Consider the following 12,776-nt stretch of genomic DNA (forward strand, 5'->3'; position numbering starts at 1 on the left):
AAATAGCCGTTTTTTATGGCTCGCCACAGGGTAGGATGTAACGATGTGAAAGCTATGGCAGAATCGACCATCCATGACCCATGACCAGATAGCCGAACAGCTTCTGGAGTTGGCGGCAAAAGCCGGAGCAGAAGTGGCAGAGGTATTCCGAGCTACGTCCCAAGCTCGCCCCCTCTTTTTTGAAGCTAACCGACTCAAACAAATCGAACGCATTGAATCAGAGGGAATTGTTCTGCGATTGTGGCGCGATGGCCGCCCCGGATTGGCTGTCGCCCACGGTGCAGTACCCCCTCAAAAGTTAGTAGAGCGAGCGATCGCCCTATCAGCCCTTAATGACCCCGAAACTATTACCATAGCCGATGATACTTCCCGAAATCACTATCCGGCGATCGGAAATTCTATGGAAGTAGAACAGCTTATGGCTTGGGGAAAAGAGACTATTAGCTGCATTCGAGATATCCACCCAGATATTATCTGTTCAGGAGAATGGGATTGTGAAGTAGAATCAACCCGCCTGATTAATTCCAGAGGTCTTGATTGTAGCCACACTGATACAACCCTCAGCGCTTATTTAGAAACCGAATGGGTGCGCGACAGTGATTTTCTCTACATTTCCGACGGTCAGACTCAACGGGGTAGCCTTGAACCACAGTTATTGAGCCAACGCATTCTTCAACGGCTGGAATGGGCTAGAGACAATGCACCCCCCTTGGTCGGGCGTGTCCCCATTTTATTTACCGCTAAAGCAGCAGATATGTTATGGGGTACGGTTTCCGCCGCCCTCAATGGTAAACAAGTCCTAGAACGGTCTTCTCCGTGGAGCGATCGCCTCGGAACTCAAGTTGTGTCTACCTCCCTTACCCTCTCTCAGAAACCCGCCCTAGGGCCGTTTAGCTGCCCCTTTGATGATGAGGGAATCCCCACTCGCCCCATTGTCTTTATTCAAGATGGCATACTCAAGCTATTTTATACTGATTTAACCACTGGGCGCACCCTCGGTAGTGGTACTACCGGGAACGGGTTTCGAGCTGATTTAAATAGTTATCCCACCCCCGGATTATTCAATTTGTTAATTGAACCGGGACGCGACTCTATGCAAGACTTAATTAAACAGCTAGACCACGGTCTAATTATTGATCAGATGTTAGGATCTGGTGCCGGAATTACTGGGGAATTTTCCGTTAATGTCGATCTGGGATATCGCATTGAAAATGGTCAGGTTGTCGGTCGGGTTAAAAATACCATGGTTTCCGGAAATGTCTACACCGCCTTAAAACAAGTGGTTAGTGTGGGAGGAGATGGTAACTGGAATGGTTCCATTTATACTCCATCTCTGATTGTCGAAGGGTTATCTGTTACCGCCAGAAGTTAATCATCAACATTTGATTAACGCCAATTTTTCTCGGCTTGGTCTAAGACATAGGCGGCGACCTGTTTAATTTCTGAGACACTCAGACGGTCAGAATAAGCCGACATATTGCTTTTACCATTAGCCACAATTTCTGCGATCGCCTCTATTGAGTCGTAGCCATTCCGTTCGAGAGCCCGCTGTTTCAGATTTTTACCCCGCCTAATAATGTTACCACCACCAGCATGACAGCCCACACAGTGGACGCTAAAAATTTCCCCCCCCTTCTCAATATTCAGATTATCTGCGATCGCCTTTGGTGTCCAACAACCCCACAATAAACTAACACTCAGCAGTAAAATAGTTAACAGATTTCTCATGATCATCAATTTTTGTTAATCGCTTTCTCGTATTCCTGAGACTTACTTAGACTCGGTTGTAGGTATATTATAAGCCGGAATGGTAATCCTAAACTCTGTACCTTGACCAGGTTCTGAACAACAGTTGATTTTACCTTGGTGTTTTTCTACCACAATTTGATAGCTGATAGACAAACCTAAACCTGTACCTAATCCTACCGGTTTAGTCGTAAAGAAAGGGTCAAAGATATGAGATTGAATATTTGACGGGATTCCCGGACCGTTGTCAGCTATGGAAATTTGCAAGCAATTTTTACCATTATCGATATCAGGAATTAAAGCAGTGCTAATCATGATTTGGGGTGAAAAATTATCCTCTGGATGTTCTTTAATATGAGATTCCATAGCATCTATCGCATTACTTAGCAGATTCATAAACACCTGATTAAGTAATCCCGCATAGCATTCTACAGGCGGAATATCACCATAATTTTTCACGATTTCAATGGTGGGATGATGAGGTCTAGGCTTGAGACGATGTTGCAGAATTAACAGAGTGCTATCAATACCCTCGTGAATATCAACTGATTTGCGATCGGCTTGCTCAAGACGGGAAAAATTCCGCAGTGATAACACCAGTTGGCGAATTCTTTGGGATCCTATCTGCATTGATGCCAGAATTTTCGGTAAGTCTTCCTGAAGAAAATCTAATTCGATTTCCGTTTCATAGCTTTCAATCTCCGGGTGTCTTTCGGGATAGTATTGATGGTAAAGGAGGATGAGTTTAAGTAAACTATCGCTATACTCGTTCACATAGCTTAAATTCCCAAAAATAAAGTTAATCGGATTATTAATTTCGTGAGCGACTCCAGCCACCAACTGACCCAGACCTGACATTTTTTCCGTTTGAATAAGTTGGCTTTGGGTACGTTTCAGTTCATCCAGAGTCTTTTCTAGCTGTTCCGTTTTCGCTTGTTCATTATCTAAAGACCTTTTGAGTTCAATAGTCCGCTGCTGTACCTGTTGTTCTAGAGTACTGTTTAATTCTTGAACCTCTCGATACAGCAGATATTGTTGAATAGCCATGGAAAAATGTTTCCCTAATGCTTGACCTAAGCTGATTTCATCCGCTGTCCAAGGTTGGGCTTGACCTTGTTTGAACTCCCGCCACACTTCAAATGATTGTCTGGGCATCATTTGTTTTAAACTAGGATCAAAACGTCCCGCCCAGATGGTTTCTGTGTCAATTTCATTACGAAAAATAGTTAGACATCCCAGGTTATTATGGCGGTATTGAATCGGAAATACTAACAAACCCCGAATGGCCGTAGCTTGAAAAGCTGGGGTAAAAATTCGCAGTTCTGATTCTCTATATAAATCTGTAATCGCCCAAATATTCCCCCTACAACTATCAAGCGATCGCCTACCACTGTTACACTTAAACCCCTCTCGGAGCCACTTTTGCCAGAGGGGATGTTCTTCCATGATTGATTTGGTTTCCCATGAAGGCATCGTCGGCTGTTCACCACAATAAAACACCTCCGGGGTCTTTTCAGGATGAGATTGGATATATAGTCGCCCTCCTGAACCTTGGAAGTCCTCCACAGTCGCCTCTAAAGCCGCTTGTAACTCAATCGTCGGTTGTTCATGTAGGAGAGAAGCTACCTTATTAATAGCAGCTTCTAACATCGCCTGTTTACGGGTTTTAGCCAGCATATCAGCTTGACCAATGGCTATGGTCATCTGATCGACAACTAATTGCAAAATCTGCAATTCTAATGGGGAAGTTTCCCGGGGCTCAGAGTGGTGAGAAACCAATAACCCCCACAATTGATTTGATGAGGTTGAAAACTGACCAGATCGGGATTTATCATGGTTTTGCCCCGAGTACAGAATCGGTACAACTACCGAAGACTGCACTCCCATCGCCGTCAGATAACTGATATGACAAGGATCTACAGATCTCGATTTGATTTCTGTCGTCGGTAGCGGTTCCCCCGTTTCTGGAGAGTCTAGGGGACTTATACTTATGGTTCCAGAGTTCACATTAACTATGGTTCGCTGCCGAAGTTTTACATAGCGATCGCGTGCTTCTTGGGGAATATCATCCGCCGGAAAATGCAACCCTAGCAAAGAAGGAAGGCGATCGTCATAAATCGACTCCGCCACTACTTCACCACTCGCATCTTGATCAAATCTATAGATCATAATCCGGTCTGTTCCTAAAAATGAACGGACTTCCGCCGCTGTGGCTTTCAGAATTTCTGGAAGTTCTAGCGATTGCCGAATCCGACTAATGATTCGACGTAGCAAAACTTGATGATCAAGTTGATATTTAAGGTCTTGTGCAGTGTCCACGGTATACATAAGTTTCCTGATTGGGGGGTCGAGAATCGGGCTAAGATTCCCTCTATTTAACTACAATGCTAAATTAGGTTTTACTATTTTTCACAGATATTTAGTCTGCTTTGGTGATTGAAAATTGCTGCTCTTTTCAGAACATTGGTGGCTGCTACGATATGTCGATTGTAGTTATTCTAACAAAACAATGAGAGATTCCCGTTCAATACCTGGCCAGGGAACTTCATTATTTTACCTTAACCTCAACCATCCACAATCGATAACTCTATGATTAGGGTTATGTTAAGTATTGTAACAAATTGTTAAGTTGTGTTGCGAAAAATTTTTTTGCTGGGGGGTGCTTGTCTTTTCGGTCGGCTTCTGGTATACTTTTAGATAATGGGAATATTGACAATTTTATTATTTGTGGATAGATTTCTATTATCTAGCTGTACATAAACATACTACCATTAGTTCCCGGTGCTTGTCAACCCTTAGGGCGGGGGGCGGCGAAAAATTTTTTTTTTGAAAATAAGCCCCCTGGGAGAGACTTGTGGGGGTTTAGCACAACCCCTAAATCAACAAAACTGATTCCGGGTGAAAATCAGAAAGGACTCAATTTCTTGATAGCGCGACCAGCCACATCACCATAGCGAAGGTCGCCACAGAGGATTTTAGTCATCAACTCAGTAGCAGCAGGAACTTTAACGGCCGCCTTGTAACCAATACCAGGGAAACTGTAGAAGACACCAGCCAACCGTGAAGCCCAAACCATATCTACGCCCCATTCGGTTCGGATAATTTGGGTATATTTTTCGAGTGCGCTTTGGTCACCACCGATCGCCATATCGATCGCCTCTGCGGCTTTCATCCCGGTAAAAATAGCGGGGCGGATACCTTCCCCAGAGAGGGGGTCAACAATACTAGCAGCCTCTCCGGCGATGAGAGCATTTTGACTATGAAGGGTGCGATCGCCATCCCAAAGTCGCAAAGGATGTTCAACAATAGGGGAATTAGGATTTAGCCCCAAGGCTTTCAGGTATTGGCTCAAATCTTGGCTCAAATTTTTAGGTTCTTTTCCCCGGAAAGTAGCAGCGCTAACCGTGTAACCATCAGCCTTGGGAAACCCCCACAGACTGCCATTTTTCACCATACCAAATTCAAAAGTTGGCACATCTGATAATTGAGTAGCTTCCGTGACCATAGCCAGTCGGGGATTAGACTGTTTGAGGCGTAACCATGAAGCCACAGGGCCTTTTGCGCCATCTGCTGCAATCAGATATCGACCTGTGAGGGTTTCACCATTAGCAGTAGTTAATTGCCAACTGTCGCCTTTAAACTGAATAGCAGTAACTTCGGTATTAGGTTGGAAACTCGCGCCTTGATCTTGAGCCTGCTGGATAAGGAAAGCATCAAACACATCTCGGCGGACCATCCACATAGGTTTTGATATAGCAGTTTCTGCGGGGTCAGCCAGTTTGAAAGTGTAACGGATTTTATCAACAGTAGTGGATATGGCGGGAGTAAAATCAAAATCAAACCAGGCGGCGATCGCTGGAGAAACCCCACCACCACAGGGTTTATTTCGCGGCCAGGAGTTTTTTTCGACCACCAGAGGATTGCGCCCGCGTTTAGCGAGATGATAAGCGGCCGCCCCACCAGCGGGACCTGCTCCAACAATGATACAGTCAAACATAAATTTCCGTGATTAACCTTTGTTTACATCAAGGGGGGGGTTGGAGGGGGGGTTGGAGGGGGATGAACCCCCAAGAGAATACCTCAGACGGTCATAATATCCTTTTCTTTGACTTCGAGTAGTTCATCGACCTTGGCTGTGTATTTATCAGTAAGTTTTTGAATTTTGTCTTGAATATCGCGGGATTCATCCTCAGAGATATCCCCGTTTTTTTCTTGTTTGCGAACCGAGTCGATCGCATCTCGGCGGATATTACGAACTGAGACCCGGCCTTCTTCGGCATATTTTCCGGCAAGTTTCACAAATTCTTGGCGGCGTGCTTCCGTCAGCGGCGGAATATTCAGACGTACAACTGAGCCATCGTTATTAGGTGTCAGTCCCACGTCTGACATAGAAATAGCTTTCTCAATGTTGTTAAGAGAATTGCGATCGAAAGGTTGAATAGTAATAGTCGAAGCATCAGGAGTGCTGATACTTGCCAAAGATTTAAGAGGAGTCGGACTCCCGTAGTATTCTACGGTAATCCGGTCTAATAGGGAAGCATTAGCCCGTCCGGTGCGAATCGTATTAAAAGATCGCCCCGTAGATTCTAAGGCTTTTTTCATCAGGTTTTCAACATCAGCTAACTTCACAAGAACCTCCGACATAAGTTCCAACAGTTTCACCGACCACAGCCCGGCCAATATTGCCACGCTCAGTCAGGTTAAATACAATAATAGGAAGATTATTTTCTTTGCACAGGGCGATCGCCGTACTATCCATCACCCGTAGGTCATGGGTCAGCACATAGCCATAGGTAAGAGTATTATAGCGACGAGCATCAGGATTAACTGCCGGGTCACAATCATAAATTCCATCTACCTTAGTGGCTTTAAAAATCACCTCTGCGTCAATTTCCGCCGCCCGCAGTGCGGCTGTGGTGTCCGTGGTAAAAAACGGATTACCCGAACCCGCCCCAAAAATCACCACCCGGTTTAGTTCCAAATGGCGAATAGCTTTGCGGCGGATGTAGGGTTCAGCCACTTCCTGCATAGCGATCGCCGTTTGTACACGAGTCGGCACACCTATTTGTTCTAGGGCATCTTGTAAGGTGATCGCATTCATCACTGTAGCAATCATACCCACATAGTCTGCGGTTGCCCTATCCATTCCCGCAGAAGCCGCTTTCATTCCTCGGAAGATATTACCGCCGCCCACCACAATGGCTACCTGCACCCCTTTATTGACCACATCAGCAACTTCCTGGGCGATTTCCTGAACCACAATCGGGTCTATGCCATATCCCAGGCTACCCATAAGGGCTTCACCGCTGAGTTTCAGTAAGATCCGTTTATATTTTGTCCCCATTTAGATCCCCTATTGACAATGGCTATATCCCATCTACGGATTACGCAGATATAAGGTTCGGTCCCAATTCAAGATACCAGAAAGCTGTTATTAATCTCAGGTTTTTTGTGAGAGGGAACCATCATCTTCGCCATTGAATCGGACTACCAATAGGGGGGGTAGTTTCCGGGGCGATCGCTTCTCTAGCCAATAATTGAGATACTGCATTTTTGAGATAGTTGATAGTTACCGCTTCCGGGGATTCTGGGTTATCGTCGAGACCCCCTCGGTAGCGCAAAATTCCCTGGTTATCCAGCACAAAGGCTTCCGGGGTAGTTTCCGTGCCAAAACAGTGAGCCACGTCCTGGGTCACATCCCGAATATATGGAAAATTCAGATCATGTTCTTGGGCAAAGATTTTCATCTGCTCAAAGCTGTCAGACGGCGATTGTAATGGGTCATTAGCATTAATCCCCACTATAGTCGCTCCCACCGTTTGCAAATAGGTTTGCAGTGCCTTCATTCTCCCCAAATAAGATTGAACGTAGGGGCAGGAATTTGACATAAAGATAACGATGACAGCCTGAAACCTTTGCAGATAGCGGGCTAGGTGGTGAACTTCGTCATCCACCCCAGGTAATTCAAAGTCAGGAGCATAGCTGTTAATCAGAGTACCTTTCATAATCTTCCTCCGAGAAACCCCATCCCCTCGTGGGTGGGTCGGGACAGGAGTGGCAATTTAGCGAGGTTAAATACCCCCGAAATTGCCCATTCAATAGCCATAAGCGTAGCCATCCTTTTTGTATAGCTGTACAGTATTTGTGGCTGATGCCTTGCACCAGCCCCTCGCAGTGGTCACATTGAAGCTACCACTGGAGCGAATCCCCACAGAACCCAAATAGGTTCGGATCTTTTTACCTGCACCCGCCACTGTCTTGACCATATCACCAGTCTGAAACCCTTGCACGAACTTGAATCCCGTGCCATTGAACTTGCTTTGGCTCCCACTGCTTGTCTTCCGCGTGCGTCACGTAAAACTCCTGGGAGGGTTGGAAGCTCCGTGATTTATCGCGGAGAGGAAAACCGACTCAAGCGGCTTTAGCCGCCAGCACCCCCTTGCGGGGTGGAGGGGTATGGTTGCCCCTCCATGGAGCTATGGTTGGCTCCGACTCCCTTGCGGGGTAATGTTTGCGCTTGCGCTAACGCGCACGCTGCGCGAACGCTAATGTTCAGAGTCGGTACTTTCCAAATCGCACTGTCTTAACCCCTTAGGACTGTTTAACGATTTGGTTCATGAGCCTGGAACTAGCACGCATTCCAGGGTAGGAACTTTAACTCTTGCTCGCTCACGTAGCCAGTTAAGGCTTAAGCTGGTCAGCTACCTGAAAGCGGGGGGCACGAAGCCCCCGTGCTTCAGCCGGGGGTGCTGACTGAATCCAACCTTTGGCTAATGCCTGATACCCTACCAGTTTATAGACCAGTTTGGCGGCGGTAAATTCAGAAACTACCGAATCCACAACAGGTGCTAATTCCATTACATCACAGCCAATCACTTCCTGGGATATAAATAACTGTCGCAGAAAGGCAATTAAATCATACCAGGAAAGTCCTCCGGGTTCTGGTGTGCCTACTCCGGGTATGATGCTGGGGTCGATACCGTCTAGGTCTATGGTCAGAAATACTCGCTTTGTAGGTATACTGGCGATCGCTTTTTGTATCCAATCAGACCCCCTGGCAATTTCGCGACCCCAAATTACCTTCATTTCCTGATCCCGAATTAGATCGGCTTCGGCTTTACAGATACTACGAATCCCTATTTGTACGGTCGGTAAACCCATCTCCACCACCCTACGCATCACACAAGCATGATTGTAGATAGACCCTTCGTATTCGTGGCGTAGGTCACCGTGAGCATCGATTTGGACTACTGTAAATGGTTCCGTTGAGCTTTGGCGGTAGGCTTCCACTACTCCCGCCGTGATGCCATGTTCCCCCCCCAGCGCAATCACAAACTTACCTTGATCAGCTAGAGATTTTACCGTCTCTGTGGTCACGCGCAGCATTTCCTCCAGTGACACCGACTGGCTCTCGCGGGTATCGGCAATGGCTTCATGGGTGTAAATTCCCACGATTAAGCCGATTTCCGCTTCCAGTTCATCATCATAGCATTCCAGTTGTTGGGAGGCTTCTAAGATGGCTCCCGGCCCGTTTTCGCACCCTTTGCGATAAGTGGTGGTGGCTTCAAAGGGAATTGGTAAAATGGCTACTTTGTCGGTTTTCTGGTTCGGGACAATTTCTGAGCCTAAAAAGTCCACAACTGATTTGGCTGTAATGGTTGATTGCATATTTTGGGTTTACTTGAGATTTTTGGGGCTCTCGGTACTATATAAATAATTGTGCCACGAATTTTGAATGTTCCACTAAAAATCAACACCTCAACTATCATGACCACCAACGCAGAATGGGGACCTGACCCTAACCTAACCTATCCTTTACCTGGTTATCGGCGGTTGTGCTTTCTCAAGAATATTATCAAAAATCCCAATATTATTGTGGGAGATTACACCTACTATGATGATTTGGACCATCCCGAAAACTTTGAGAAAAATGTGCGCTATCACTTTGACTTTATCGGGGATAAATTAATTATTGGCAAATTTTGTGCGATCGCCAGTGATGTAGAATTTATTATGAATGGCGCTAACCATTGTTTAGATAATTTTACCACCTATCCTTTTGAAATCTTCGGTCATGGTTGGCAAAAAGTCCAGCCTGATTCCGAATCGAGCCGAGGAGATACCATTATTGAAAATGATGTTTGGATAGGCTACAAAGCTACTATTATGCCCGGCATTAAAGTCGGAAATGGCGCAATCATAGCGGCTCATTCTGTAGTCACTAAGGATGTAGAACCCTATACTATTGTCGGTGGAAATCCCGCCAAAATCATTCGTCAACGCTTCCCAGATGAAGTAATACAACAACTACAAAAATTGTCCTGGTGGGATTGGGAAGCCTCAAAAATTACCGCCCATCTTGAGGTTTTAGCGAGTGGAAATATAGACAAATTGCGAGAATTGTCCTCAGATGGTATTGTCTGATGTACCCTTTCTGGTTAACAATGATTGTGAAAATGATTGTGAATAGAATCGCACCAGGAGAGTGATTGTGAGCCAAGGTTTTGATTATGATTTGGTAATTATTGGCGCGGGTGTGGGAGGACATGGGGCGGCTATCCACGCCGTCAACTGCGGCTTAAAGACCGCAATTGTGGAAGCCGACCTAATGGGGGGAACCTGTGTTAACCGTGGCTGTATCCCCTCTAAAGCCTTATTAGCGGCTTCTGGAAGGGTGCGGGAACTTCGTAACGCCCACCATTTGCAGTCCCTGGGAATTCAGGTGGGGGCGGTTAATTTCGATCGCCAAACTATTGCTAACCACGCCGAAAATATTGTTACTAAACTGCGATCGGATTTAACTAATAGCCTTAAACGCCTGAAAGTCGATACATTTCATGGCTGGGGTAAGGTGGCTGGACCCCAAAAAGTGGCGATCGCTACTGGGGACGGTGAACAAATTATCACCGCTAAGGATATCATTCTCGCCCCCGGTTCTGTCCCCTTTGTACCCCCAGGTATTGAAATTGACCATCAAACCGTTTTTACCAGTGATGATGCTTTGAAATTGTCATCACTACCACAATGGATTGCTATTGTGGGGAGTGGCTATATTGGTTTGGAATTTGCCGATATTTATACGGCTTTGGGCTGTGAAGTTACCATGATTGAAGCCCTCGATAATTTGATGCCTACTTTTGACCCCGATATTGCTAAATTGGCTGAACGGGTCCTTCTGTCATCCCGCGATGTCGAAACTTTCTCTGGTAAATTAGCCCTGAAAGTGACTCCCGGTTCTCCCGTGTTAATTGAACTGGCTGACGCGAAAACTAAACAGGTCGAACAGGTTTTGGAAGTTGATGCTTGTTTGGTGGCTACTGGTCGCATTCCTGTTAGTAAAAATATGGGATTGGAAACTGTCGGGGTGGAAACTCAAAGGGGATTTATTCCCGTTGACAATTATTTGGGGGTCCTCTCCGGGACGGAACGAGTACCACATCTATGGGCGATTGGTGATGTTACTGGTAAAATGATGTTAGCCCATGCTGCATCAGCCCAAGGAGTCGCAGTAGTGGAAACTATCTGTGGACGCGATCGCCAGGTCGATTATCTCAGTATTCCGGCTGCTGCTTTTACTCACCCAGAAATTAGTTATGTGGGTATGACTGAACCCGCCGCTAAAGAGTTGGGTAAATCTCAAGGCTTTGAGGTGGCTACTGTCAAAAGCTATTTTAAGGGTAATTCTAAGGCGATCGCTGAGGTCGATACTGAGGGAGTTGCTAAGGTTATTTACCGCCAAGATACCGGGGAACTCCTCGGAGTTCATATCTTTGGTCTCCATGCTTCCGATTTGATTCAAGAGGCTGCTAATGCGATCGCTCTCCGTCAATCTGTCAATACCTTAACCTTTTTAGTCCACACTCACCCGACTTTATCAGAAGTTCTTGATGAAGCCTACAAGCGGGCTGCTACTATTGGATAATCCATAATCCTGTAGGGTGCGTCATTATTGACACACCCTACCTAGCACTATCAGATGTCATTAACACCGGATTTGAGATTACCAAAATGTCCTTTTTTGTACCTACTTTAAAACAATGGGGTTATTTAGATTCTATTCATCTCACCCTCTGTATTGTCGGGTCGCGGAAAATAGATGAGTTTGCTGATTTGGATTATTCCCGCCAAGGTTGGGAAATTTTTGCCCCGAATTTGACTATTTATGGCTTTGATGCTGACCAAGAAGCCTGCGATCGCCGTAATGCTGAACTCGCTTCTCAAAATATTAATTGGACTGAAAAACATATCCCCCTCGCACTCTGGAATCACTGTCAAGGTGCTTGTTTATATGTTACTCAACATCCAGGTTGTTGTTCCCTATATCCCCCTAATGATGTCGTGATTGACCGATTATCAGAATATAGCGATCGCCATAAGTTAATCTCCACTACTCAGGTCGCTACCACTACATTGGATAATTTTTTTGCCAATTTAGCACATCCCATTGATTTTATACAATTGGATGTACAAGGGGGAGAATTGAATGTTTTACTCGGAGGTAAAAATCACATTATACCTGATGTCCTCGCCGCCGTGGTGGAGGTGAATTTTCTGGAATTATACAAGCATCAACCTCTGTTTGCAGATGTTGATCAATATCTGAGAAACTCCGAATTTACTTTGTTTGATATCGGTCAAAAATGGCATGGCTTGCGACAAGGAATTAGTCTCATGTCCCGACAACATCGCGGACAGTTTGTCTGGACTGATGGCTATTATTTCCGTGATTTAATTCGACCTGACCAAAATCATCACCTCAAAACCCCAGACCGGATTCTTAAATTAGCCTGCTTGGCTGATATGTTGAGTTTTTATGATTATGCTTTGGAACTTTTGGGCTACTTAACTAAGCGATATGGTCTTAGCGATCGCCGTTACAATTTTGCTGATTGTATTATTCAAGTTTTGGAAAACAATCCCGAAGCTGTCAAGCATGGAATTAATACTCTTCCCTTTGTTACTGAACTCCGAAAATACACCTATCTTACCTGATAGTTGTGTCCGCCAAAATCCCTAAATTTTACCCCCAA

General features: G+C 45.5%; 11 protein-coding genes and 1 pseudogene. 5 read left to right on the forward strand and 7 right to left on the reverse strand.

From position 1 onward, the window contains the following. Positions 1 to 73 precede the first annotated feature (73 nt). Positions 74 to 1,372: a TldD/PmbA family protein gene (locus tag NLZ44_RS12385; RefSeq protein ID WP_493749976.1), complete on the forward strand. Its 1,299-nt coding sequence runs from the start codon at positions 74 to 76 to the stop codon at positions 1,370 to 1,372. Between the two features lie 14 nt (positions 1,373 to 1,386). On the opposite strand, the gene NLZ44_RS12390 is transcribed toward NLZ44_RS12385, so the two are convergent. From NLZ44_RS12390 to NLZ44_RS12415, 6 genes are all read right to left on the reverse strand, one after another. Further along, complete coding sequence (locus tag NLZ44_RS12390) at positions 1,387 to 1,734, reverse strand: c-type cytochrome (protein WP_493749977.1); 348 nt, start codon at positions 1,732 to 1,734, stop codon at positions 1,387 to 1,389. 36 nt (positions 1,735 to 1,770) lie between these two features. Continuing rightward, a complete protein-coding gene (locus tag NLZ44_RS12395; protein WP_493749978.1) occupies positions 1,771 to 4,074 on the reverse strand; it encodes a GAF domain-containing sensor histidine kinase in 2,304 nt (767 codons plus the stop codon). A 577-nt stretch (positions 4,075 to 4,651) separates the two neighbouring features. Then, entirely contained in the window at positions 4,652 to 5,743 is a 1,092-nt protein-coding gene (locus NLZ44_RS12400) for a geranylgeranyl reductase family protein (RefSeq protein ID WP_493749979.1), read from the reverse strand. Positions 5,744 to 5,826: 83 nt separating this feature from the next. Beyond that, on the reverse strand, positions 5,827 to 6,375 hold the full coding sequence (frr, locus tag NLZ44_RS12405) for a ribosome recycling factor (protein WP_493752991.1): 549 nt from the start codon (positions 6,373 to 6,375) through the stop codon (positions 5,827 to 5,829). Further along, on the reverse strand, positions 6,362 to 7,090 hold the full coding sequence (gene pyrH, locus NLZ44_RS12410) for a UMP kinase (RefSeq protein WP_006670118.1): 729 nt from the start codon (positions 7,088 to 7,090) through the stop codon (positions 6,362 to 6,364). Before pyrH ends, frr begins: the two co-directional genes overlap by 14 nt. Positions 7,091 to 7,211: 121 nt before the next feature. Continuing rightward, positions 7,212 to 7,751, reverse strand: a complete 540-nt coding sequence (locus tag NLZ44_RS12415) for a thioredoxin family protein (protein ID WP_008051381.1) — start codon at positions 7,749 to 7,751, stop codon at positions 7,212 to 7,214. A gap of 315 nt (positions 7,752 to 8,066) precedes the next feature. Here NLZ44_RS12415 and NLZ44_RS12420 point away from each other — a divergent pair. Next, a pseudogene (locus tag NLZ44_RS12420) lies at positions 8,067 to 8,254 on the forward strand (hypothetical protein). Positions 8,255 to 8,427: 173 nt separating this feature from the next. Here the strand turns inward: NLZ44_RS12420 and speB are convergent. Further along, complete coding sequence (speB, locus tag NLZ44_RS12425) at positions 8,428 to 9,414, reverse strand: agmatinase (protein WP_006625213.1); 987 nt, start codon at positions 9,412 to 9,414, stop codon at positions 8,428 to 8,430. A gap of 99 nt (positions 9,415 to 9,513) precedes the next feature. Between speB and NLZ44_RS12430 the strand changes: the two genes are divergently transcribed. From NLZ44_RS12430 to NLZ44_RS12440, 3 genes are all read left to right on the forward strand, one after another. Beyond that, a complete protein-coding gene (locus NLZ44_RS12430; protein WP_493749980.1) occupies positions 9,514 to 10,170 on the forward strand; it encodes a CatB-related O-acetyltransferase in 657 nt (218 codons plus the stop codon). Between the two features lie 67 nt (positions 10,171 to 10,237). After that, on the forward strand, positions 10,238 to 11,668 hold the full coding sequence (lpdA, locus tag NLZ44_RS12435; RefSeq protein ID WP_493749981.1) for a dihydrolipoyl dehydrogenase: 1,431 nt from the start codon (positions 10,238 to 10,240) through the stop codon (positions 11,666 to 11,668). An 86-nt stretch (positions 11,669 to 11,754) separates the two neighbouring features. After that, the gene (locus NLZ44_RS12440) at positions 11,755 to 12,738 is read left to right on the forward strand and encodes an FkbM family methyltransferase (RefSeq protein WP_493749982.1); all 984 of its coding nucleotides are present in this window, start codon (positions 11,755 to 11,757) and stop codon (positions 12,736 to 12,738) included. Positions 12,739 to 12,776 lie beyond the last annotated feature (38 nt).

The organism is Arthrospira sp. PCC 9901, from assembly GCF_059013425.1.